The sequence below is a fragment of the Streptomyces abyssalis genome (assembly GCF_001751365.1).
Classification (GTDB): Bacteria; Actinomycetota; Actinomycetes; order Streptomycetales; family Streptomycetaceae; genus Streptomyces; species Streptomyces abyssalis.
On the sequence record NZ_LJGT01000040.1, the window covers coordinates 358,575 to 382,714 of the forward strand.

Here is a 24,140-nt window from a genome sequence, read left to right on the forward strand (position 1 = left end):
TCCGCACTCCGGAAGGGAATCGCGGAGTCACCCCTCCTGTGCGCCCGCGCGTACGTCTACTTTCGGACGATGCTCAGCGGTTGGCCCTTCCTCGCCCTGCTCGGCGGCATCGTGCTGCTGGGGTCGTCCGTGCAGCGGCTGGCCGGCATCGGGTTCGGACTGCTCGCCTCTCCCGGTCTGGTGCTGCTGATGGGTCCCGTGGAGGGCGTCGCGCTCGTCAACTGCGCGGGCGTCGTCATCGGGATCGCGGGGCTGGCGAGCAGCTGGCGGCGCGTACGGCTGCGCACCATGGTCCCGCTGGTCGCGGCCGCAGCCCTGACGGTGCCGCTCGGCGCGTGGCTCGCGCTGCGCCTTCCGGAGCCGGTGCTGCTGACGGGATGCGGGACGCTGATCACCGCCGCGGTGCTGCTCGTGATCTGCGGTGCCCGGCTCAGGGCCATGCGCGGCAGGGGCGGCGCCGTCGTCGCGGGCGCGGCCAGCGGGTTCATGAACTCCGCAGCCGGCGCGGGCGGTCCGGCGCTGTCCGTCTACGCCGCCAACGCGGGCTGGACGGCGAGGGAGTTCGTACCCAACGCGCAGTTCTACGGGTTGGCGGTCAACCTCATGTCCGCCTGCGCCAAGGGGATGCCCCAACTGACCCGTCCCGCCTGGCTCCTGGTCGCGGGAACCATGTGCGCGGGCATCGTGCTGGGGCACCTGCTCGCCGCCCGTACGCCCGAGAGGGGGGCGCGCCGCATCACTCTGGGGCTCGCGCTCGCGGGCGGAGTGGCCACCGGGGCGAAGGGACTCTGGCTGCTCGCGTGAGCAGCCGGAAAGCGCTGTTACGGGGAACCGCCGCCGCGTCCGGCGCGTGTTTCCCCGGGAGCCGTGACGGGTTCGGCCGGCGCGCCGGCCGCCTCGGCGGGCTCCGCAGGTCCCGATCCGAACAAGATCCCTGCGGAAACGGTGTGGTTGGTGTTCCCCGTGGTCATACTCTGGCGGTGGGTCCCCAACCCGTTGCGACAGACACATCGCACAACGTAGGCGGGTGGGCGCCGCAACGACCAGGGGGAGGACGGGAAAGCCGTGAAGCAGCCGCATACGGGGCCGGTGCGGGCTCCGGCGTCCGCGCTCGTGCCCCGGCCGTCACCGGTACCGCTGCCGTGCGGCGAGGATGGGTACGGACGACGGAGGGAACTCCCGCCGCCCGTACGCGAGTACGGGGCGGGGGCTGACCCGTGCTCCCTCCACACGCGCCGGGTCCCCACCGGCAGGATCCGTACCGGCAGCCTCACCGACCGCAGGAACCGACGACTGAACCACCTGACCGCCTGACCGCCTGACCGATTGAACGGCGTGAACCGCCCGACCAGCCCGAACCGACCAGCAGACACGACACAAGCAGCGAGGTGATCGATGGGCCCCGCGGGACCCACCGGACCGGTGATGAGCCGGGAGGAGGCCGACCGCGCGCTGGAACGGCTCACAGCCGAACACGAGGCGGTCGAGTCGTCGTTGCTCGCGCTCCAGGACCACGCCGGCCGGCGCCTCCTCGAAGGCGCGCGGCTCACCGGCACCACCGCACACCGGTGGACGCAGGCCGAAGCGGCCATCACGCGGCTGTGGAACGTCTTCGAGCACTACAGCGGTGCCCTCGCGAAGGCTCAGGAGGTACGTGAGCGCCGGCGCTGGCCGAGCCGTGAGGACCTCGCCGAACTGACGCGGCTGCTGCGCGGTCCACGCACGATCCCCGGCAGCGCTCTCGGCGACGGGGGGTCCGCAGACGGCGGGGCAGGCGGTGGCGCACGCCTGTCGGAGGAGGTGACGCTCGGCGACCTCGTCGAATGGATGAACAACTGGTATGCGCAGGCTCTCGACGTCGTCGCGGCGGCCGACTCCGTCTGGTCGGCGCTGCCCGCCCGCATAGACATGCTCGCCGCGGAACTGCGGCGCGTGCGCTCCCTCGCGCACTCCGTGGGCGTACGCCCCGGGGAACATCCCTCCGCCGACGACCTGGACCGTACGACCGAGGAACTCACCGCCCTGCGCGCCGAGGTGGTCTCCGACCCCCTCGCCTTCTGGACGTCCGCGGGCGGCAGCAGCGCGCCCGGCGGCGGCAGGCCCGACACGTCACGCTACGACCGTGCGGCGCGCGAACTTGAGGACATCCGGCGCGAGATCGACGCGGTGCTGGGCGTCCGTCAGGACTCGGAACAGCGGCTGATGCAGCTGCGCGACGTGCTGTCACGGGCGGACCGTACGCTCGCGGAGGCCCGGGAGGCACGCGGTGAGGTGCTGGCCAAGATCGCGGCTTCCGAGGTCCCCGCGGTGAGCGGGCCCGCGACGGCGCTGCACGAGGAGCTGTCGGCCGCCGCCGAGTACCGGCGCCGCTCCCAGTGGCACCGGCTCTCGCCCCTGCTGGAGAGCCTGGAGCAGCGCGCCGAGGACGAACTGGACCGGGCGCGCGCCCAACTCGCCGCCGTGACCGCGCCGTTGGCTGTGCGGGCAGAACTTCGCGGGCGTCTGGACGCGTACAAGGCGAAGGTCGCACAGCAGGGCATGGGGGAGGACCGGATGCTGATCGAGCGTTACGACGCGGCGCGGCGCATGCTGTGGAGTGCGCCCTGCGACCTGCGGGCGGCGGAGGACGCCGTGCTGCGCTATCAGCACGCGGCGCAGGACGTCCTCACGGCGCGGCAGGCTGGCGGCAGCAGCGGGCCCGCGCGGGCCGAGGGAGTGGCGGACTCGTGACCGGAGTACGGGACGGGGACGCGGAAGGGAAACCCGGGAAGCGGTACGCCGTCCCGGCCCCGGCACGTGTGCCGCGGACACGAGGCGGGTCTCGTCCCGCTCGTGCGGTCCGGCACCGAGAGGATCGAACCGGCGGAACGGGCCTGCCCGTTCGGCCCAGGACGTGGGTGTGACCATGCTTGATCGACTGTCTGCGTGTCCGAGCTGCGCCGAGCCGCCGGCGGCGGGGGACCGTTTCTGCGGCGTCTGCGGCGCCGATCTGACGGCTGCCGTGCGCTACCCGGCGGCCGGGCAGGGCGCCGGAACGGGTGCCGGGCCGGGCGCCGCCCAGGGTGACGTCTGGCCGGCCGCGCCGGGCAGCGGGGCGGCGCCGGGAGCCGCACAGCCCGCACCGGGAACGGCCGTACCGCCACCGCCCGCACAGGGAACGCCCACGGGCGAGCCGGACTTCACGCTCGCACCGGCAGAGGGCCCCGCCGCGGGGGTGCCTGCCCCGGGGGCCCCGTCCGGGCCTCCGGGTCCGCCTCCCGGTCCGCCGCCGCCCGTACCTCCGCCGCCGCCCGTACCTCCGCCGCCTGCGCCGGCGTCGCCTGAGCCTGCACCGGCGTGGCCGCACGAGCAGCCGCCGCCCGGGGCTCCGGGCGTTCCCCCGGGGCCGCCGCCTTCCGGGGCTTCCGGAGCTTCCGGCTCTTCGGGACCTTCCGGTCCGCCGGTGCCCCCGCCCGGTCCGCCGCCGCCACTGCCGCAGTCCGCGTACCCGTCCGCGCCGCCCCCGGTGCCGGAGACGCCGCCGGTCCCGGAAGCCCCGCCCGTGCCGGAGGCCCCGCCGGGCCCGGACCCCCGTGCCGCCGATCCCCGCGTCACTCTGGACGATTCGCCGCCGGAGGGCCTGCCGCCGCACGGGTCGCGCTGTGTCGCCTGCGGCACCGGAGCCGTGGACGGAGACGGTTACTGCGACCACTGCGGACACAAGCAGCCGCGTGAACGCGACCACATGGAGAGCGCGTTGGCCTCGGTGGCGGCCGCCAGCGACCGCGGGCTGCGCCATCACCGCAACGAGGACTTCTTCGCGCTCCACGAGGCGGTGACGCCCTCGGGCGCCCCGGCGACCATCGCCGTCGTCTGCGACGGCGTCTCGTCGGCCACCCGGCCCGACGACGCGTCCGCCGCCGCGGCCCGCGCCGCGGGCGCGGCGGTGTGCGGCTCGCTGCCGCAGGGCACACCCGCGCAGCAGGCGATGCACGACGCGCTCATCGCCGCGTCCGACGCCGTGACGGCCCTCGCCGCCGAAGGCCCCAACGAGCCCTCGAAGAACGCCCCGGCCTGCACCATCGTCGGTGCGATCACCTCGGAGGGCATCCTGACCGTCGGCTGGATCGGGGACAGCCGCGCCTACTGGGTGCCCGACGAACAAGGCGCGCCGCCCGCCCGGTTGACCGAGGACGACTCGTGGGCGGCGCAGATGGTCGCGGCAGGTCTGATGACCGAGGACGAGGCGTACGCGGACGCCCGCGCACACGCCATCACGGGGTGGCTCGGCGCGGACGCGTACGAGATCGAGCCGCACACCGCCTCGTACAAGCCGGAAGGAACGGGCGTCGTGATCGTGTGCACGGACGGGCTCTGGAACTACGCGGAGTCCGCCGAGCAGATGGCCGCGGCCATGCCGGCCGACGGACGGCACCGGCCGCTGCAGGCGGCGCAGCGTCTCGTCGGCTTCGCGCTCGACGGCGGCGGACACGACAACGCCACGGTCGCCGTCATTCCGTTCCCGGCGCCGGGTGAAGGAGCAGGAGCCGGAGCGGAAGCGGGACCGGCGGTCTGAGTTCCGTACGGACGGAGGCCGGCGGCCCGTCGCCTGCCGGAACCGGCGCCGCCTCCGCTCCCGTCCCGTCTCACGACGACTCCCTTTCGCCACGGAGCAGGAGCGGAACATGACCGATTTCGCCGAGCCCTATGCGCAGCCGCGGTTCTCCGTCGACGTGTACCAGAACGAATGCCTGCCGGAGGGCGGGCAGGCGGTCGACGCGATCATCACCGTCACCTCCGGTGCCGGAGCAGCCGGAGGCACGGCGGGGGCGGGGGAACCGCCCGGGCCGGCCGGTGCCGTACGTACGGACTGCGCAGTCGTGATCATGATCGACTGCTCCGGCTCGATGGACCACCCGGCTTCGAAGATGCGCAACGCGCGCGACGCCACCGCAGCCGCGGTCGACACCCTCCCCGACGGGGTCTCCTTCGCCGTCGTCGCCGGTACGCACCAGGCCGCTGAGGTCTATCCGGGCTGCGGCGCCCTGGCCGTCTCAGCCCCGGAGACCCGCGCCGGGGCACGGGACGCCCTGCGCGGGCTCCGCGCGGAGGGCGGCACGGCCATCGGCTCGTGGCTGCGGCTGGCGGACAAGCTGCTCTCGACGCACGACGGCCCCATACGGCACGGCGTACTGCTGACCGACGGACGCAACGAGCACGAGGATCCGGAGAGCCTGAAGGCCGCCCTCGACGCGTGCGCCGGCCGCTTCACCTGTGACGCGCGCGGCGTGGGCACCGACTGGGAGGTCGAGGAGGTCACCGGGATCGCCTCCGCGCTCCTCGGCTCCGCCGACATCGTCGCGGAACCGGAAGATCTCGCCGCGGACTTCGAGGACATGATGGCCGCAGCCATGCGCAAAGAAGTCGCGGACGTGGCACTGCGCCTGTGGACGCCGCAGGGCTCGAAGATCAAGTTCATCAAACAGGTCGCGCCCGCCGTCGAGGACCTGACGGCCCGCCGCACCGACGCGGGTCCGCACTCCGGCGACTATCCGACCGGCTCCTGGGGCCAGGAGTCCCGCGACTATCACGTGTGCGTCGAGGTGCCGGCGGCCGAGGTGGGCCAGGAGATGCTGGCGGCCCGCGCCGCGCTGATGCTTCCCGCGCAGGACGGCGGACTCCCGCGGACGCTCGCACAGGGCCTGATACGGGCGGTGTGGACGGACGACGTGGCGGCCACCACCACCATCGACGCACAGGTCGCGCACTACACGGGCCAGGCCGAGCTCGCCGCGGCCGTACAGGACGGTCTGCGGGCGAGGAAAGCCGGTGACGAAGAGGGTGCAACAGCACAACTCGGGCGGGCGGTACGGCTGGCCGACGCCTCCGGAAACGCGGATACTTCGAAGCTGCTTTCGAAGGTGGTCGACGTCATCGACGCTGCGAACGGTACTGTTCGGCTGAAGGCGAAGGTTGCCGACGCCGACGAGATGACACTGGAGACGCGGTCCACGAAGACGGTCCGTGTGAAGAGGTAACACACGCGAGGGCCGTACCGCAGGTACGGAAGTCCAGGAGTACGAGGGGGAGGCACTCACCATGCCGACTTGCCCGAACGGACACCAGTCGGCTGCCGACGACTGGTGCGAGGTATGCGGTCACCGCATGGCCGACGCATCCGCCGCACCGGCCGGCGCGGTGCCGCCGTCGCCCTCGCCGCCGGTTCCCGGAGGCGGGTACGGCTACCCCGGGCCGCCTTCCGTACCGGGTGGGCCGGGCGGACAGGGCGGACCTGGCGGGCCTGTGCCTCCGGGGCCTCCGCCTCAGGGTTATGGATATCCCGGGCCGGGCAGCGGCGGTCCTGGGGGTCCCGGTGGCGCTCCGGGTGGTCCCGGTGGTCCCGGTGGTGCTCCCGGCGGTCAGGGTTCTCCGCCGCAGCAGCCTCAGGGCGAATCCTGCCCCCAGTGCGGCAGGCCCCGTGACGGGCAGGCGCCGTTCTGCGACGGCTGCCGCTACAACTTCCTCACGCACTCGCCGATGGCGTCCGTACCCGCGGACCAGTCGCCGCAGCCCAGTGGCTTTCCCCAGCCGGGAGGCCCGGGCGGCCCCGGTCCGCAGAGTCAGCCCGCACAGCCGGGCCCGCCTCCGCCGCCGCCCGGCTTTCAGGGCCAGCCGGGACAGCCCGGTCCGCCTCCGCCGCCGCCCGGTTTTCAGGGCCAGCCGGGTCAGCAGCCGGGGCAGCCGGGTCCGCAGAGTCAGCCGGGACAGCCCGGTCCGCCTCCGCCGCCGCCCTTCCCCAGCGCTCCGTCCTCCGGTCAGGACCAGCAGTACGGCTACTCCGACATCCCCTCCCAGGTGGACCGTCCCGCCGAGCCGCTCACTCCGCAGCAGCCTCCGCAGGGCCCCGGTGGCTACCCCGGGCAGGGGCCCGGCGGGGCGCCCGGCCCGGGGCAGGGCCCTGGACAGAGTCAGGGACAGGGCCAGGGCATCGGTGCGCCCATGGCGCCGCCGGCGCCCGGAGGGCCGCAGCAGCCGTCACCCCCGAGTGGCGACTGGGCGCTGTCCCCGCCCGTCGCGCCGCACAACGACCAGCAGCAGCCGCCGGTCCCGTCGCTCTTCCAGGACCAGGGTCCCGGCCCCGGTCAGCCGCCCGGGCCGCCGCAGCAGCCCCAGGCGCCCCAGCACCAGTACCCGCCGCCGCCCGGACCGGGCGGTCCCGGCGGACCGGAGCAGGGACACACGGGGCAGCCGGGGCAGCAGCAGGTGCCTTCCGGCTCGTGGGTGGCCGTCATCGCGCCCGACCGCGAGTACTTCGCCGCGATGATGGACCGAAGCGGGCCCGAGGCCTCGAATCTCAACCTGCCCGCCTACTCGCCCGAGCAGCAACTCCCCCTGAACGGCAACCAGATCACCATCGGCCGCCGTCGCCACTCCACCGGCGAGGCGCCCGACATCGACCTGGCCCGTACTCCGGAGGACCCGGGGGTCTCGCATCAGCACGCCGTGCTGGTGCAGCAGCCGGACGGCAGCTGGTCGGTGGTCGATCAGGACTCCACGAACGGCACCACCATCAACGGAGCCGAGGACCCGATCCAGCCCTTCGTCCCGGTCCCCCTCAAGAGCGGCGACCAGGTCCACGTCGGCGCCTGGACGACGATCACCCTCCACCTCACGTAGCGAGCCCCGCCCTGCCCCGCCTCCACCCGGCACGTCAAGTGGAGGCGGGGCAGGGCGCGTTCAGGCGCAACGGGTGCGTTCAGGCGAAGTGGGCCCGAAGGCGGGCGTGCGCCTGCGACGGTGCGCCGACGGCGTCGAGTCCGAGGAGCGCCGAGCCCAGGACCGGCGGTGCCGTGACCACCTGGGGTGTGGCCTTGGGGGCGCGTACGGCGAGTTGCTCCGTGAGGTGGTCGTGCAGCAGCGGATGGCGGGCCGCGACGACACTGCCCCCGAGGAACACCGGCGTCTCGGTCTCCAGCAGACCGAGGCTGCGCATGCTGACCGTGGCCATCGTCACGAGTTCCTCGGCCTGCCGGCGAACCAGGACTTGGGCGACCGCGTCGCCGGCCGAGGCAACCTCGAAGAGGACCGGCGTGATCTCGTGCATGCGCGTACGCGGCAGATCTCCCAGGTGCAGGGCCTCGATCAGCGCGTACATCGAGGTCAGTCCGTAGTGCCAGGGCAGTTCCCTTGCGAGCTGCGTGTCCTCGCCGCGGCCGTCCTCCGCCCGCGCGGCGTGCCAGACGGCCTCCGCCGCCAGGCCGCCGCCACCGCCGAAATCGCCGGAGAGCCGGCCCAGCGCGGGAAACCGGTGGGTGCGGCCCTCGCCGTCCTGGCCCGCGCAGTTGACGCCGGCGCCGCAGACGACGGCCACGCCGTGACCCACGGGGCCGTCGTCCGGCAGCCCGGCGCGCAGGATGGCGAAGGTGTCGTTCGCGACGTACGTGGTGCGGCCCCAGCCGCGTGCGCCGACCGCGGCGGTCAACTCCCGCTCCTCACGCGGCAGATCGGCGTTGGCGAGGCACGCCGAGACGTGCGCGACCGGCTGTCGGGCCTCCGCTCCGGCCTGCGCGAGGGCTCTGCCGACCGGTTCCGCGAGCGCGTTCACCGCGGCGTTCACGCCCACCGCCTGCGGCTGGAAACCGCCGCCGCGGGCTCTGCCCAGCACCGCTCCGCCGACGTCGACCACCGCGACGTCGGTCTTCGTGTTGCCCGCGTCGAGAGCCAGGCATCCCGAGGTCGTCAGGCCCACGCCAGATGCTCCCGGTTGTGGGCGAGGAGCCGGTCGGTCAGCGCCTCGGCGCGGTCGTACTGGCCGATCAGCGGATGCGCCAGGAGTGCCTTGAAGACCCGGTCGCGGCCGCCGTTCAGGGCGGCGTCGAGCGCCAGTTCCTCGTACGCGGTGACGTGTGTGATCAGGCCGGCCTGGACGGGGCCGACGGCCGGCGCGGGCAGCGGCACGGCGCCGTCGCGGCCGATCTCGGCCGGGACCTCGACCACCGCGTCGTCGGGGAGGAAGGGCAGGGTGCCGTCGTTCCGTACGTTGACGACCTGCACGCTCGGGCGCCCGCCGCCGTCCTCGCCCGCGGTCCCCGGCAGGCTCGCGGTTCCCGGCAGGCTCGCGGTTCCCAGCAGGGAGGCGGCCAGCGCCACCGCCGCCTCCGAGTAGAAGGCGCCGCCGCGGCTGCCCAGCAGCGCGGGCTTCTCCGCCAGCGCGGGGTCCCGGTACATCCTCAGCAACTCCCGCTCCATGGCCGCGACTTCCTCCGCCCGTGAGGGCTTCGTGCGCAGCTCCTGAACGGCCTCGTCGTGCGCGTAGTAGTAGCGCAGGTAGTACGACGGGAAGACACCGAGCGCCTCCAGCACCCGGCGCGGCATCCGCAGTTCCAGCGCGAAGCCGTCGGCGTGCTCGTCGAGGAGGCGCGGTAGTACGTCCGCGCCGCCCGGGCCGCCCAGCCGTACGCCCAGTTCCCACGTGAGGTGGTTGAGCCCGTAGTGGTCGAGGTGGATCTCACCGGGCGCCACGTCCAGCAGCTTCGCGAACTTGCGCTGGAGGTTGACCGCCATGTTGCACAGCCCGACCGCCTTGTGCCCGGCCTGGAGCAGCGCGCGGGTCACGATGCCCACGGGGTTGGTGAAGTCGATGATCCAGGCGTCGGGGTTGGTGCGGCGCACCCGGTCGGCGATGCCGAGCACGACGGGAACGGTCCGCAGCGCCTTGGCGAGCCCGCCCGCGCCCGTCGTCTCCTGCCCGACGCATCCGCACTCCAGAGGCCACGTCTCGTCCTGCTGCCGTGCCGCCTGGCCCCCGACCCGCAGTTGCAGCAGCACCGCGTCGGCACCCGCGACCCCGGCGTCGAGATCCTGCGTGGCGGTGACGGTCGCGCCGTGACCCTGCTTGGCCAGGATGCGGCGTGCGAGCCCGGCGACCGGCTCCAGCCGTTCCGCCGCCGGGTCGATCAGCACCAGCTCGCTGACGGGGAGCGTGTCGCGCAACCGCGCGAAGCCGTCGATGAGCTCGGGCGTGTAGGTGGAGCCGCCGCCCACTACTGCGATTCTCATGGCGTACGTGCAGTTCCTTCCGCTTCAGCGTGAGGTGTCGAAGACTTCGTCACGGGTCATGGCCAGCGCGCTCTGCAGAGCCCCGTGCAGCACCGGGTCGGCCGTGACCGAACCCAGCCTCAACTCGGGCCTCGGCACGGCCAGTTCACTCAGTTCCGTCTGTACGAGCCGCCGCAGCCGCTCGCCGCCCGCCGTGAGCACGCCCCCGGACAGCACGATCAGCTGCGGGTCGAGAACGGCCACCATGGACGCCAGCCCGACGGCGGTCCCGGTGGCCAGCCGCCGCAGCAGTCCGGTGTACGGATCGTCCTCGTCGCCCGCACCGCCCTCGTCGGCCGGTTCCTCCCGCGCCCCCTCCCCGCCACCGGCACCGGCACCGGCACCGGCGGCGCGGCCCACCAGATCCGTGGCAATCCTGTGCGGCGAGGCGTCCTGGTCGTACGGCAGGCCCAGCTCGTGCGCCCAGCGCAGTACGGCACCGGCACCGGCAAGCTCCTGGAAGCCTCCGCTGCCCAGCTGAGCGGGGTCGCGGACGAGGCGCGTGCCGGGCACGGGAAGGAAGCCGACCTCGCCGGCGCCGCCCGTACGGCCGCGGTGCAGCCGACCGCCGATCACGAGCGCCGCACCGATGCCCTCCTCGTTCCACAGCAGGACGAAGTCGTCGTGACCCCCCGCGGCCCCCAGCCGCTGCTCGGCGACGGCGACGAGGTTCACGTCGTTGTCGTACGCGAGGGGCATCGGGAGCGCGGCGGCCATCTCCTCCAGCAGCGTGGGGGAGTGCCAGCCCGGCAGATGCGAGGCGTAACGGAGGCGGCCCGTGCTGGGATCGAACGCGCCGGGGGTGCCGATGACCGCGCGGTGCAGCTCCGAGGGGCGGATGCCGGCCGCCTCGGCCGCTCCCTCGACGGCCCGTGCGACGAGCTCCGGCGTACCCGGCTTCCGGCCGCCAGGCGGCCGGGCGGGAGTGGGCAGTTCGAAGGTGCCCGCGACGCTGCCGGTGATGTCGGCGACGGCGGCGTGGATGCGGGCCGTGGTGACGTCCACCCCGGCGACGTGTGCCGCCGCGCCGTTCACGGCGTACAGCTGGGCATTGGGCCCCGGACGGCCTGCGCTCCGGCCCGTGGCGACGACCAGGCCTGCCGCCTCCAGACGGGCCAGCAGCTGTGAGGCCGTCGGCTTGGACAGGCCCGTCAGCTCGCCGATGCGGCCACGGGAGAGAGGGCCCCTGGCGAGCAGCAGGTCGAGGGCGGCGCGATCGTTCATCGCGCGCAGCACACGCGGCGTCCCCGGTGCCGTACCGGTCATCTGCCCTCTGCCTCCGACGCTCGGCCACCACTGTTAGGAAGCCTTCCAGTCGTCGGACGGTAGAGCCCCGGCCTCGGCTGCGTCAATGGACCAGCGCCGGGCCGATGGCGCCCGCGCTACTTGGGAGCCTTCTGCAGGGGCACTTCCGAGCTGTTCGCCCGGTTACGTGCGTCCCCGGCACGGGCGGCCGTACCGGCTGCACCCGCTGCGCCCGCCGCGCCGAGGGCGAGCGGCTCCTGGGGCGTGCTCACAATGCCCCTGCTGTCCAGCTCCTGCTTGATCCGCCAGCGCAGCTCGCGCTCCACGCTCAGCGACTTGCCCGGCATGGTCTTCGCCGAGACCCGCACGACCATCTCTTCGAGCGTCACCGAGTCCAGGCCCAGCACCTCGACGGGCTCCCACAGCAGCTCGTCCCAGGGCTGCGTCCCGCCGAGCTCCTCGCCGGCGGCGACGATCGCGGCCCGCACCTCGTCGAGGTCCTCGTGCGGGGACACCAGGACGTCCACGGCAGCGGTCGCCCAGCCCTGGCTGAGGTTGCCGACCCGCTTGATCTCGCCGTTGCGGATGTACCAGATCTCGCCGCTGTCGCCGCGCAGCTGTGTCACCCGCAGACCGATCTCCAGGACCGTGCCGGAGACCTCGCCGACGTCGACGCGGTCCCCGACCCCGTACTGGTCCTCCAGGAGCATGAAGATGCCGGCCAGCAGGTCCGTGACGACGTCCCGCGCGCCGAAGCCCAGCGCGACACCGGCGACACCGGCGCTGGCCAGCAGCGGCGCCAGGTTGATGCCGAGGTCGGAGAGGACCATCAGCAGCGCGGTGCCGATGATGACGAAGGAAGCGATGTTGCGCAGCACGGATCCGATCGCCTCGGAACGCTGCCGCCGACGCTCGCCGCTGACCAGCAGACCCCGCAGCGCGTTGGCGCTGTCGGCGGCCTCCGCCCTGCGGTTCACACGCTTGATCAGCTTGCTGATCGAGCGCCGGATGATCCACCGCAGCAGGACGGCGATGACCGCGATGAGCAGGATGCGCAGCCCGGCGGAGACCCACTCCGACCAGTTCTGCCCGATCCACCCGGCCGCGTCGGCGGCGGACTCGTGCGCGTCCTCGAGAGAGGCCGCGGGGTCCTGCCCCGCGCCGTCCGCCGCTCCGGCTCCCGCACCGTACGGGCCCGCGGGCGTGGACGGAGAAGCAGCGCCGATCAGCCTGAACACAGCAGAACCTTCCGAGCGGGAGAACCAGGGTCAACCCAGCGCCGTGAGCCCGCCGGTGCGGGCCTCGAACGCGGCAACCACACTAACGGCGCACGGCCTTCACAAGCGGCGGGAGCGGCTCGAACGGGCGGTTTCCGGCCGTTCCGTGGGCCGCTTCGCGTCACGGTTCGTGACGTCTTGACTGCTCGGAAGCGGGGCAGAAGTTCAAGGGGGAGGCAGAGGGTGTGGTTGAAAACACGCTCAGGGCGTTACGCGGTCGTGGTGGCGGAATGACCAGGGCGCGGGACACACTGAGTACAGATCGTCCCGGCGCGAGCCACGCGCCGCAGACGTACAAGGAGGCACCGTGCCGCATGTCCTGGTCCTCAACGCGTCGTACGAGCCGCTCGGTGTCGTACCGCTGCGACGCGCCCTCATCCTCGTGCTCAACGACAAGGCCGTCAGCCTTGAGGAGTCCGGCGCCCTGATGCACAGCGCGACCCGCGTGATACCCGCCCCCAGCGTCGTCCGGCTGAAGCGCTTTGTGCGGGTGCCCTTTCGGGGCACTGTTCCGCTGACCCGCCGGGCGCTGTTCGCCCGCGACGGCGGCCGGTGCGCGTACTGCGGTGGTATCGCAACCAGCGTCGACCACGTCATTCCGCGCAGCCGCGGCGGACAGCACACCTGGGAGAACGTGGTGGCCGCCTGCCGCCGCTGCAACCATGTGAAAGCCGACCGTCACGTCGCCGAGATCGGCTGGCGGCTGCGCCATCAACCCGCGCCGCCGTCGGGCCTCGCCTGGCGGATCATCGGCACGGGGCACCGAGACCCGCGCTGGATGCCGTACCTACAGCCATACGGCGCGGACGACGCCCTCGCCCGGATCGAAGGCAGAGCGACTGCCTGAGACCGGGCTTCGTTGTTCTCACGGCCGGAAACACCGGGCATGCCGGGGGCGCGGCCGTGGGTGCGCCGTCGCGCCCCGGCAGCCGCGTCTCCCTCAGCGGCCCCGCGCCGTCTCCTCGCGCACGGCGTAGGCCTCCAGCGACCACAGCGAGTACCCGAAGCGCGTGGCACGCTCGTCACCCTGCACCCGTACGTAGCGGGTGTCCCCGGGCGCGTCCATGCGCACCGTCTCCCGGCCGCCCCTTCCGTCCCGCACCCTCGCGGCGTCGCGCCAGCGTTTGCCGTCGGGGGAGACCTGCACGCGGTAGCGCTTCGCGTACGCGTCCTGCCAATGCAGCACCAACTCGCCCAGCCGGGCCGGGCGTTGAAGCTTCAGCTGCACCCATTCGCCGTCCCCGGCCGGGGAGGACCAACGGGTGTCCCCGCGGCCGTCGTTGACGGCCGACGCCGGGAACTCACCCGTCTCGTCGCCGGACGAGGACGCCTCAGCCTCCCGCGCCAGGTCCGGCCCGCCGGTACGGGGGAAGGCGCGCACGGTCAGTGTCCGCTTCTCGTCCCCGAAGGACAGCGGGATGCGGTAGGTGCCTGGCTTCACCGACGCGTCGGCCTCGACCTCGACGGGAACCCGCGCCGACCCGCCGCGCGGTACGACGGTCCGCTCGGGGGTGCGCACGGTGAAGCCGCCGGGCGCTTCGGCGGTGACCCTGCCCCGTACGTCGGACGGGCGGTGGCCCTCGAGTTCGGCGGTGACCTCTCCCTTGCCGCCGCCGACGGGGGCGTAGATGTCGTCCCTCGACAGGGAGAGGGAGGCGTCGGGCCGGTCCGCGTACCAGGGCGTGATCTCGTGCACGACCGGTTCGTCGGAGCCGGGTGACCAGGCGAGTCGGAGCGCGTCGGCCCGCAGCCCGCGGCCCTCGTGCTGCGTCCAGCCGCTTTCGGAGAGCGGCCCGAGACGCTGCCAGCCCTCACCCGCGACGTGGGCCTCGACGCGTGCGCGGGTGCCGGAGCCCGGGCCGGTCTGCACGGTGACCGCCTCCAGCGGCCGCCGCTCGGGCAGCTGGACGGTGAGGGCGGGAGTGCCCGGTGCGGTGCCGTCAGGGCCCTCGCCGGGGCTGCCCGAGGCGCCGTCCCCGGGGGCGTGCGGGTCGCCGGAGGGATCGCCGTACAGGCCGAGGCCGCCCGGCAGCGAGGCGCCGGGCACGGCTGCGCGCGGTGCGAAGTACCCGGCGGCCGGGGCGGCTTCGGCACGGTAGGCGGTGTCCGGGTCGCCGTCGACGGCCGCTTCGGCCGGGGAGTCGGGGCGTGCCGCGGGACCGCCCTGCGCGGTGGCCCGGTGGCGTCCCGAGCCCTTGGAGCCGGTGCCCGTCCAGCTGTCGGAGGTCTTCAGGGCCCGCTTCACGAAGTCCGCCAGCACGCCCTTCCCGACGGTCGCGGACGGCCCGCCGCGCTCCTCGCTCTCCTCGTGCAGCCGCTCCAGTGCCAGCCGTGCGTCCCAGGCGCCGCCGCCGTCGCCGCGTCCCTGTGCCGTGAGCATCTTCACGGCCTGCTCGCCCGCTTCGCCGTGACGGGCCAACTCCTCAAGCCACGGGCGTACTTCGCGTGCGAGACCTTCGGGGACGTGCTCGGGCGCGGTACTCATCGTGCGGAAGGCGTCGCCCAGCCGGTCCGCGGCGCGCCGCAGCCGCTTCACGGACGCCTCTTCCTCCGGGTCGGCGGCGTCGTAGGCGTCCCAGAAGTCCTTCAGTACCGGCCGCAGATAGGCCGACTCCTCTCCGCCGAGGAGCGAGGAGGCGTCGTTGCCTGCGAGCGCGTGCACGGCCTCGCGGGCCCGCGCCGAGCTGCCGGCGACCGCGTCGACGGCCGCCTGCCAGGACTCCTCGGGGCGGTAACTCTTGGGGTTCCAGGCGTAGTCGGCGGCGGTGAAGAGCGGGATGCGCGAAGCGGTCGGCTGCTTCATGGCGTTGGCCAGCACGGCCGCGGAGCGGGCCGCGACGGCGGGTTCCCGTCCGCGGTAGGGGCCGAGGAAGATCCGGTCCTGCGCGTAGTCGTTGACCGGGTAGTTGTCCATCGTCACCAGAGGGTGCTGGTGGAACGCCGAGCGTGCGGCGGTCAGTTCGCTCCCGGTGATGGTGCGCGGCACCACGCCGACGCCCGTCCAGGCGATCTCCACGCCCGTGGTGAGGTTCTGCGCCAGTTCGGTGCGGTAGTCGGTGTCGCCCTCCTGGTAGAACTCGGTCGGCATGACGGACAGCGGCTCGGAGTCCGGGTGACGCGCGGCGAGATGACGGGCGACGTCACCGGCCAGTTCGGCATGGGCACGCGCCGCGGCCTTCGGGCCGGACCCGTACTTCTGTGCGTCCTCGTCGCAGTGCCATTCGCTGTAGCTGACGTCCTCGAAGCGGAGCTGGAACGCCTCGAAACCCAGCGCCCGCATCGCGTCCAGCTTCCGCAGCAGCGCACGGCGGTCCGCGGGGGAGGAGAAACACATCCCCTGACCGGGCGCGACGGCCCAGCCGAGCTTCACATGGTTGCGGCGGGCCCGTTCGGCCAGCGCGCGGAACTCTTCGCGTTGCGCTGCCGGGTAGGGGTCGCGCCAGCGGGAGGACTGCCGGTACGGGTCGTCGGTGGAGGCGTACAGATAGCGGTTCTGCTTCGTGCGGCCGAGGAAGTCCAGCTGCTCCAGGCGCTCCTGCTGTGTCCAGGAGCTGCCGTAGAAGCCTTCGGTGATGCCGCGCACGGGAGCGGTCGGCCAGTCCCGTACGGTCACGCCGGCGAAGCCACGGTCGCCGTCCCCCTCGGTGACGAGCTGGCGCAGCGTCTGCGCGGCGTGGAACAGGCCGTCGGCGTCCGCCCCTTCGAGGGCGACGGTGGGCCGCGAGCCGGTCCGGCCGACGGCGAGCCGGTAGCCGCTCCGGGGCAGGTCGCCGCGCGGCGGAGCCTTCAGCGCACGGAGTGCTCCGGGTGCCGAGGCGGCGTCCGCACGTACGACCAGGTCGTCTCCGCCGGGCAGGGGCTGCCCGGGACGCACCTCGCCGATGTCGCGGGCGCCCGCGTCGCGCAGCGCGGCTCTCAGCGCGTCGAGGGCCGCTTCGTCCGTGTCCTCGTCCGCGACGAGAGTCACTTCACGGCCCACCGGCACGAACGAGCCCCGCCGGTCCAGCGACTGCGGACGCGGCCACACCTTCGGTACGGAGGAGCCGCGGGCCTTGGCCGCCTCGCCGTCCGCTGCACGGTCCGGGGCTCCCGCGGAGTGACCGCCGGGGTCCGGTGCGGGGGCGGCCCGTGCCGTCGGCATGCCGCCGAGAAGCCCGCCGATGACGGCCGCGGTGAGCGCGGTCGCTCCCGCCCGCCGCCGTGCTCTGTCCCCCTGGGCCGCTGCGCCCACGACGTCCTCCAGTCCTCCCCGTGCCGGTAGCCGCCCGGCCGGCCGGCGGCCCCCGGTTCCACGGCCGTGCCGCCACCGGGTTCCGCGTCCGTGCCGCTTCACGAAGTCACCGTCGAAGGGCCCTTGCCGGCCTCACCGTTCAGATCGCTCACATCGGTCACATTGTTCACCAGAGCTGAACACCCGGTCCGCGGGACACACTTCGAAGGGCGAGCCCATCACCGTCGCGTCGAGCGTGTCAACGCGGGGTGGAGCGGCGGCAGTTCACGGCCGGGGATTCCACCGTCGCTGGACGCGGGCCGGTGCGGCAACGGTTCCCGGCGGGGCCGTGGCGGTGACCTGACGGCGCCCTGACGCCGTCCCGCCTCCGTCCGGCCCGCGAAGCCCTCGGCACGCTCCGCTGCCGGTCGTGACGGTGAGTCGCAACTCGGCGGGCACGGTGCCCTCATGACCGCGTACACACGGTGACGAAGGGCGGGTCTTTGCGGCCGTCAGGCGTGGCGGGGAACGGGCGAAGTACCGCAATCGGGGCGCCCGGTGGTGACCTTGGGTGAGTGGGCTGTAAAATTTCGTGCGAGATGGCCCGGAAACCCACCGTCCGTTCGCCGCTCGCCGCGGCGGACAGGCAAATCGCCTGCAGAAGGAAACGTGACCTCGGACACGTTCCGCCCCCGAAAACGTCTGCGTGCGGCTCGACTGGGTAGGGCCAAACTCCTGACCATCCGACGTCAACGAACGGAGGCCCGCCGTGGCCGCGTCCGCTGAACTTCTCGCCGTACTGACCCCGCTCCCCCGACAGGTGCTCTCAAAACAGCAGGTGCTCTCCAAACAGGGGCACGAGCCGGTAGACCTGTCCGGTGTGTCCGACCCCGACTCCGGACTTGACGGCTCGTGCTCATGCGGCTGCTTCGAGGCGCCGCTCACCTCCGAACCGCCCCTCGCCGACGTCGCCCCGCTCACCAGCGAGCCGCCCCTCGCGGAGCTGCCGCTCACCAGTGAGCCCACCGGCAACGGCTTCGGTGCCGACAGCACCGAGATCTGATCCCGGACCCGGCGCCCCGCACAGGACCTGTCGCCGAGCCCCGCGCCCCGCTCAGGCGGGGCGGGCGGCCGTCCGGGGAGACCCGGAAGAGCGGCGCCATGAGCGGTCCGCTATGTTGACGGTGTGAGCGACAAGGTCAATTCGAAGGTCAAGAAGAACGTTCTGCGAGCCGGCACGGTCACCGCCGCCTCGGCGCTGACGCTGCTGGCGTCGAGCCCGGCCTTCGCGGTCGCCCCCGACGACGGCGACGACCCCGGCCCCGGGATCAGCGTCGTCGAGACCCTCGGGCTGTTCGTCGCGGCGCCGATCGCCATCTTCCTCCTGATCTCCGCCCTCGTGATGCTGGGCGGCAGGTCGGGCAACGGCAAGCAGCAGCACTGAGCCACAGGCCCGGGCCGGAGCCGCGCGCCGGGCCGGAGCCACAGGTCGGAGCCGTTCCCCTTCTCCGGGGCTCCCCCTCTCCTTCCTTTCCCCTTCTCCGGTCGTCTCCCTCGGCCGGAGAACTCTCCATGCCGCAACCGGCCCGCGCCGTACGGGCACTGTTCCCGCATGCGCTGAACACGTACCCGCGCGCGAGCCTGATCGGCAGTCGAACGTGCGTACTTTAGGGCAGAGTTGTCCGGCTTTGTCGACGAGCTCGTAACAGAGGTTGGAAGGCGGTACGAGGCAGGGAATCGGGCGGACATGACGCACAACACCCCGCTTTCCCCTCGCCCCCTCAGCCACCTCACCGAAGCGGCACAGCGCCGTGTGCTGACCGCGACCGCGCTGCGCGAGCACGGTGTCTCCCTGGGCGCCGCCAACGAGCGCTGCGGCCCGGGCGGCCCCTGGCAGTTGCTGCTCCCCGGTGTCTACCTGCTGCACTCCGGCCCGCCGACCAGCGACGAGCGGCTGCACGCCGCACTGCTCTACGCGGGCGGCGAGTGCCCCCCGATCCCCGCCCAGCAGGGGCCCGCCACCCGTGCCGGCCGCTCCACGACCGCGGCACAGGCCGCACCCGCAACCACGGCCGCGCCCGCCCCCGCGGTCCTGCCGCCCGCGATGCTGGTCGGCGCGCCCGCCGTACGGCACTGCCCGCCTCCGCACCCCCCGGAGGCGATGATCACCGGCCTCGCTGCGCTCACCCTGCACGGCTTCACGGGCGCACCCTCCCTGCGCGCCCTCGACCGGATCGACGTACTCGTACCGCGGACGAAGCGGCTGCGCTCCACGGGGTGCGTCCACATCGTCCGCGGTCAGAGCCTGCCCGACCCCGAAGAGGTCACCGGCCTGCCCGTCGCCCCGGCGGCACGGGCCCTCGCCGACACCGTCGCGCAACTCACCGACGCCGGTGTGGTGCGGCGGCTGCTCGTGGAGTCACTGCGCGGCGGACACTGCGAAGCGGGCACCGTGGTGGGGGAGTTGCTGAGGGCGAGGCTCCTCGGGAGGCCGCACGTCAGGGATGCCGTCGACGAACTGGTGGCGGAGAGCCGCGCGTTGGCGGAGGGAATGCTCTACGAGATGGTCTTCCGGCACCGGCTCCCCGACCCCTGCTGGAACGTCGACCTCCGCCTCCCCGGCGGTCCCCACCTGGGCGGCGTCGACGCCTACTGGCCCGATCAGGCCGTGGCCCTGGAACTGGACACCCGCACGCCCCGTCCGCACATCGACCAGGACGCGCAGTGGTCGGAGTACGCCCGCAAGCGGGAGGCGCTGGAAGGGCTCGGCGTCACCGTCGTCCATCTCACGCCTGCCAAGCTCCGCGAATCGCTGGAACAGCAGGCAGCGATCGTACGTACGGCACTGATGACCGCAGTCGAACGGGAGCCCGCCGAATACTTGATCGTGACGGCGCGCTAGTGACTTCGCCCGGCCTCACGGAGTGCGCCGCGTGGACGGTCAGCCGCAGTACTCCGCCTCGACAAGATCGGAAGTCCCGCCCGACCAGTCGCCGTTGAGGTTGAACGCGGCGGTGTGCGAGCCGTCGGCCGTGGTGACGGCGGTGGAGCGCGAACCCTGGATGGTGCCCTCGTGGCCCCACACGGTGGTCCCGCAGGAGAGCCGGTGCCGGGTGAGGCCGAGACCGTAGCGGTCCTGCCCGTCGGCGGGGACCGTGGACTTCATCTCCGCGAGCTGCCGCGGCGGCAGTACGTCGCCGCGGAGCAGTGCCCGCATGAAGCGGATCAGATCGCCGGTGGAGGAGATCATCTCGCCGGACGCGCCCGCGACTGAGGGGTCGAGAGCGGTGACGTCGTGGACGCGCGCCTGCGCGCCCTTCTCGGAGAGCGTGGAATACGCGCGGCCGTGCGGAGCCGGGATGCCGGCGGAGGTGCCCGGCAGTGAGGTGTCGCGCAGCTTCAGCGGCCGGATGATCCTGCTTTCGATCTCCTGCGCGTAGGAGTGGCCCGTGGCCTTCGATATGACCATTCCGGCGAGTACGTAGTTGGTGTTCGAGTAGCCCCAGCCGCTGCCCGGCCGGAAGGAGCGGGAGTGCGCCATCGCCGTACGTACGAGGGACTCCGGGTCGTGCGAGTCGTAGCGGTGGTCGGCGAAGCGCGGGCCGAAGTGGTCGCGCTGCATGCCGGGATCAGCGGTGAAGTCGTACAAGCCGCTGGTGTGGCCGAGGAGTTGGCGGAGGGTGATGAGGCGGCCGTCCTGCCCGCCGCCCCGCACCGCCCCCGGAAGCCAGCGCTCGACGGGCGCGTCGAGATCCACCGTGCCTTCCGCCTCCAGCTGGAGCATCACCGCGGCTATGAAGGGCTTGGTCAGGCTGCCGATGCGGAATCTGTCCTGCGGCATCGGCGGGCGCCGCGTCGTCCGGTCCGCGACGCCGGACGTGCCGTGCCAGACGCCACCGCCGTCCTGCGCCTGGCCCAGAGCGCCCGGCACGCCCGCCTGTTCGACCTGAGCGTCCATCGCGTCCTGCGCGGCGTCGTGGCCCCCGTCGGCTGCCGCGGAGGCACTCACGGAGAACGCCGCCGCGGCGGCGACCACCAGGGCGACGACGGTGGAGCGCACGGACATGCGCCAACACTAGTGATCCGTACGGGTGGTGCGCCATACGGCGAGGACGACCAGGACGCAGCCCGCGTACTGGGTGGGAGTCGGGCGTTCTGCGAGGAAACCCACGCCGAAGAGGAGTGCGAGCACTGGCTGCAGAAGCAGCAGCGTGGCGCCCTTGTCGGGGGCGAGGCGCGCCAGCGCGGGGTTGATGAGCAGCCAGGCCAGCACCTGCCCGAGGAACGCCATGGGTATCAGCCAGCCCCAGGCGGGCCAGCCCGGGTCGAGGTCGACGCCCGTCCACAGGGAACCCAGCCCGCCGGCGGCGACGCCCGCCGCGAAGGTGGCGGTGCAGACGGGGAGCACGGTGTGCGGGGCCGCGGCCGGGACGGTGCCGGGGCCGGTCTCCTCCGGGCAGGCAGCCGACGGCTGTTGGGCGCCGGCGCCCCTGCCGCCCGCGCCGCCGAGCCTGATCAGAAAGAGGTAACCCGCGAAGGCGACGCCCGCGATGGTGCCGAACAGCACACCGGACGCCGGGTCGCTGCCCGGCTCCGCATCCCCGATCGCGCCCCCGGCCAGGGCGATCCCGGTCAGCAGCACCGGCGCGGTCAGCCAGAAACGCCGCGCGAGCCGTACACCGGTGAGGAAGCGCGCCAGCAGCGGGAAGACGATCAGCTGGACGTTGAGCAGCAGCGTGGCGATGGACGCCCCCAGGTCGTGGATGCTCTGTACCCAGCACACGTAGTCGAGCCCGAGCAGCGCACCCGCCGCGAGATCGAGCGCCACCAGACGCAGCGGGCGCGGCCCCCTCCGGCGGTACTCGACGAAGGCCATGGGTGCCAGCACCACGAGGGCGAGCGCGCACCGCATGAAGGCGGCGGTGCCCGCGTTCACCTCGGAGAGCTTGATGAACATCCCGGAGGACGACGTACAGGCCGCTCCCGCGACCACCATCAGCGCGGGGCCGCCCTGACCGGCACCCGGGGCGCGGCCGCTGCCCATGCCCCTTCCCCAGCGCTGTCCCAGGCCGCGACCGCGCCAGGGGTGCCGACCGCCGCTTCCCCCGGGTGCCGGTGCTCCCGCCGCTCCGGCCCTCTCCGTACTCGCCATGCGGGCCACTCTGCTCCACCCGGCGCGGAAGCAACAACGACGTTCTCCCGCCGCTGTCCAGCAGTGCCGCCACAGGGACGGCGGCGGGGCGCCGTGCCGGACCTGGAAAGGAAAGACGTGAGCCCTCGTGCCGTGGCCCGGCACCCCCAGGCTCCGCGCACCCCTTCCCGTCCCCCGTCACGGCTTGCGCAGCAGCAGCTCCACGTTGCGGTCGTCGGGGTCGCCCTCCAGCCCGGTGCGGGCACCGGGCGCGTTGAGGGCCAGTTCGCGGTAGAGGGAGGCCAGTCCGGTCTGTGAGAGATCGTCGAAGTCGGTGCGCGCCGGTGCCGAGGACTCGATCAGGGTGGTGAACAGCGAGAGCGTGCCGTCCCCGTTGTCGGCCAGTTCCAGCGTCCGTGCCAGTTGAGGGAAGTCGACGTGGGAGGCCGTGGATATCTCCCAGAACGTACGGCGCGGTCTGATGCGGTTCTTGTGACTGTGGCCGTTGATCCAGGCCAGGACGTGCGGATTGCGGTGCAGCAGGGACAGGAGCCTGTCGCCGCCGTCCGGGATGGTCGTGCTGGTGTGGTGGCTGAAGATCAGCACATACGTGCCCTTGTCGCGCTCCTCCCTCAACCGGCGTTCCAGCCAGTCGAGTTGGGCGTCGCTCACGCTGCCCTTGTAGCCCCCGTCAAGCCGCGTCGTGTCCAGGCTGATGCCCGTAACGCCCTCCGCGACCCGGAAGGTGTAGTAGAGGCGGTCCTCGGCGAGATTGGCTTCGGTGTAGCCGTGCCCGACGGGACCCGCGCCCTTGTACCGGCGGCGCATGTGCGCACGAACCCAGTCCTTCCTGGTGAACGGCGCCCGCTCCAGGTCCGCGGTGACGCGCCGCATCTTCCGGGAGTCCGTCCGGGAGCGCAGCACCTCCTGGTACAGCTCACCCTTCGGGTCGTCGCCGCTGTCCAGCGCCTTCCACAGCCTGGCGGCCTCCGCCTCGGACTCCAGCTCCATCAGCTTCCTTCCTCCGACGGCGAAGTCCGCGAAGAAGGAGCTGCCGGCGTAACAGCCGCCCGGGAGGGCGTCGTGGTTGCCGGACGTGGAGTACCAGGGAAGCGCCAGGCCGGGGCTGTTGACCTGGCGTATCGCCGCCCGCAGATAGCCGGGGATGCGGGGGAAGCCCAACGCCTTGTCGTTGTCGCGGAGATCGTCGTCGGGATGCCAGTAGAGCTTCAGCCCGCTGTCGTGCACGCCCTCGTACCGGTCGACGTCGCCGGTGTTGGGGGTGAGGCGCCCGCCGGTCATCGCCGTCAGGAACCAGTCGAGTTCGGACCGGCAGTTGTTGTCGGTGTTGTCGCCGGTGGTCACCACGAACGACAGGGGCTCGCCGGTCGCCGGGCCGCCTCGCAGCGAGTTGACGCGTTCGATCAGGGAGACGGCGGCCGGGACGGAGAGCGCCTCCTGCGGCCGCCACGCTGCGCCGGTCTCCGCCCCCGGCCGCAGGAACTCGTAGCGCAACGGGTGCTGCACGTCGACCATGTGCAGATCCGTGAACTGGACGAACGCGGTCAGGGGCCGTCGCTTCTCCGCACGTCCGGAGCGCGCCTCCGCGAGATCCGTACGCACGAGCCGTTTCCAGCCCGGGCCGTCTTCGAGCCGGCGGTAGCCGTCGGCGTCTCCCCGCGGCGAGGCCACGCCGACGAGTGTGGTGCCCTCGGGCGACGGCTCCACCGGCTCGTCACGGGTGACGGGCGCCTGCGAGCGTGCACGGGCGGCGCGTGAACGTGCCATGGCTGCGGGTGAGGGCGCCGCCTTCGGCGGCGGCTGACCGGCGTTGGCTGCGCCGAACACCGATCCGGCCCCCAGAGCGGTGGCCGCTCCGGCGCCGAGTGCGAGTAGGGTGCGGCGGTCGGGCAGACGTGTCTGCTTCCGGCTGCTGCGGTCCATGCGGGCTGCCTCTCCGGGTGAGGGACGCGAAGCGGAACGGGTGCCGCGCCGGGCCGCTCGTGTCGAACGGCCGGAACGACCTGCTCACCAGGGATGTTTGGCATCGGGAGTGACCTGCGTCTGAACGACGGCAGAACGCCGCACGCCCATCCACACTCATGGATCACTGACCGGAACCTGATCCTCTTCCTCGTCGCCCGGCTCCGCCCGGCCGTCGTTCTGCCGCTCACCCGCCGTTCACCTGCCGCCTCGCCGG

Annotated in this window: 17 protein-coding genes; 9 read left to right on the top strand and 8 right to left on the bottom strand. The window is 73.1% G+C overall.

Going from position 1 to position 24,140, the window contains the following annotated elements; genetic code table 11:
- Positions 1 to 69: 69 nt before the first annotated feature.
- The 5 genes from AN215_RS16500 to AN215_RS16520 all read left to right on the top strand — a co-directional run bounded on the left by AN215_RS16500 (position 70) and on the right by AN215_RS16520 (position 7,656).
- Positions 70 to 804: a sulfite exporter TauE/SafE family protein gene (locus AN215_RS16500; RefSeq protein ID WP_070013740.1), complete on the top strand. Its 735-nt coding sequence runs from the start codon at positions 70 to 72 to the stop codon at positions 802 to 804.
- 591 nt (positions 805 to 1,395) lie between these two features.
- Entirely contained in the window at positions 1,396 to 2,730 is a 1,335-nt protein-coding gene (locus tag AN215_RS16505; protein WP_079123116.1) for a hypothetical protein, read from the top strand.
- Between the two features lie 811 nt (positions 2,731 to 3,541).
- On the top strand, positions 3,542 to 4,555 hold the full coding sequence (locus tag AN215_RS30770) for a PP2C family protein-serine/threonine phosphatase (RefSeq protein ID WP_338057929.1): 1,014 nt from the start codon (positions 3,542 to 3,544) through the stop codon (positions 4,553 to 4,555).
- Between the two features lie 109 nt (positions 4,556 to 4,664).
- Positions 4,665 to 6,017, top strand: a complete 1,353-nt coding sequence (locus tag AN215_RS16515) for a vWA domain-containing protein (RefSeq protein WP_070013742.1) — start codon at positions 4,665 to 4,667, stop codon at positions 6,015 to 6,017.
- A 61-nt stretch (positions 6,018 to 6,078) separates the two neighbouring features.
- Complete coding sequence (locus AN215_RS16520; RefSeq protein WP_070013743.1) at positions 6,079 to 7,656, top strand: FHA domain-containing protein; 1,578 nt, start codon at positions 6,079 to 6,081, stop codon at positions 7,654 to 7,656.
- A gap of 79 nt (positions 7,657 to 7,735) precedes the next feature.
- Here the strand turns inward: AN215_RS16520 and AN215_RS16525 are convergent, their stop codons facing one another.
- From AN215_RS16525 to AN215_RS16540, 4 genes are all read right to left on the bottom strand, one after another.
- Positions 7,736 to 8,728, bottom strand: a complete 993-nt coding sequence (locus AN215_RS16525) for an N-acetylglucosamine kinase (protein WP_070013745.1) — start codon at positions 8,726 to 8,728, stop codon at positions 7,736 to 7,738.
- Positions 8,719 to 10,038 (bottom strand): 6-phospho-beta-glucosidase, encoded by a 1,320-nt coding sequence (locus AN215_RS16530; RefSeq protein ID WP_070013746.1) that lies wholly within the window; start codon positions 10,036 to 10,038, stop codon positions 8,719 to 8,721. The genes AN215_RS16525 and AN215_RS16530 overlap by 10 nt, the downstream gene beginning before the upstream one ends.
- A gap of 24 nt (positions 10,039 to 10,062) precedes the next feature.
- Positions 10,063 to 11,343, bottom strand: a complete 1,281-nt coding sequence (locus tag AN215_RS16535) for an ROK family transcriptional regulator (RefSeq protein ID WP_070013747.1) — start codon at positions 11,341 to 11,343, stop codon at positions 10,063 to 10,065.
- A 116-nt stretch (positions 11,344 to 11,459) separates the two neighbouring features.
- Complete coding sequence (locus AN215_RS16540; RefSeq protein WP_420856238.1) at positions 11,460 to 12,551, bottom strand: mechanosensitive ion channel family protein; 1,092 nt, start codon at positions 12,549 to 12,551, stop codon at positions 11,460 to 11,462.
- 355 nt (positions 12,552 to 12,906) lie between these two features.
- On the opposite strand from AN215_RS16540, the gene AN215_RS16545 reads away from it, so the two are divergent.
- Positions 12,907 to 13,446, top strand: coding sequence for an HNH endonuclease (locus AN215_RS16545; RefSeq protein WP_070013748.1), 540 nt, complete (start codon positions 12,907 to 12,909; stop codon positions 13,444 to 13,446).
- Positions 13,447 to 13,539: 93 nt separating this feature from the next.
- On the opposite strand, the gene AN215_RS16550 is transcribed toward AN215_RS16545, so the two are convergent.
- Positions 13,540 to 16,740, bottom strand: coding sequence for a glycoside hydrolase family 84 protein (locus AN215_RS16550; RefSeq protein WP_070013998.1), 3,201 nt, complete (start codon positions 16,738 to 16,740; stop codon positions 13,540 to 13,542).
- A gap of 838 nt (positions 16,741 to 17,578) precedes the next feature.
- Between AN215_RS16550 and AN215_RS16555 the strand changes: the two genes are divergently transcribed.
- The 3 genes from AN215_RS16555 (at position 17,579) to AN215_RS16565 (ending at position 19,711) form a co-directional block, all read left to right on the top strand.
- On the top strand, positions 17,579 to 17,872 hold the full coding sequence (locus AN215_RS16555; protein ID WP_070013749.1) for a hypothetical protein: 294 nt from the start codon (positions 17,579 to 17,581) through the stop codon (positions 17,870 to 17,872).
- 123 nt (positions 17,873 to 17,995) lie between these two features.
- Positions 17,996 to 18,253 (top strand): hypothetical protein, encoded by a 258-nt coding sequence (locus tag AN215_RS16560; protein WP_070013750.1) that lies wholly within the window; start codon positions 17,996 to 17,998, stop codon positions 18,251 to 18,253.
- 303 nt (positions 18,254 to 18,556) lie between these two features.
- Positions 18,557 to 19,711, top strand: a complete 1,155-nt coding sequence (locus AN215_RS16565) for a hypothetical protein (protein WP_070013751.1) — start codon at positions 18,557 to 18,559, stop codon at positions 19,709 to 19,711.
- Between the two features lie 39 nt (positions 19,712 to 19,750).
- On the opposite strand, the gene AN215_RS16570 is transcribed toward AN215_RS16565, so the two are convergent.
- The 3 genes from AN215_RS16570 to AN215_RS16580 all read right to left on the bottom strand — a co-directional run bounded on the left by AN215_RS16570 (position 19,751) and on the right by AN215_RS16580 (position 23,884).
- The gene (locus AN215_RS16570; protein ID WP_171904207.1) at positions 19,751 to 20,875 is read right to left on the bottom strand and encodes a serine hydrolase domain-containing protein; all 1,125 of its coding nucleotides are present in this window, start codon (positions 20,873 to 20,875) and stop codon (positions 19,751 to 19,753) included.
- A gap of 9 nt (positions 20,876 to 20,884) precedes the next feature.
- On the bottom strand, positions 20,885 to 21,853 hold the full coding sequence (locus AN215_RS16575) for a DMT family transporter (protein ID WP_070013752.1): 969 nt from the start codon (positions 21,851 to 21,853) through the stop codon (positions 20,885 to 20,887).
- A gap of 285 nt (positions 21,854 to 22,138) precedes the next feature.
- Positions 22,139 to 23,884, bottom strand: coding sequence for a TIGR03767 family metallophosphoesterase (locus AN215_RS16580; protein WP_070013753.1), 1,746 nt, complete (start codon positions 23,882 to 23,884; stop codon positions 22,139 to 22,141).
- Positions 23,885 to 24,140: the final 256 nt, after the last annotated feature.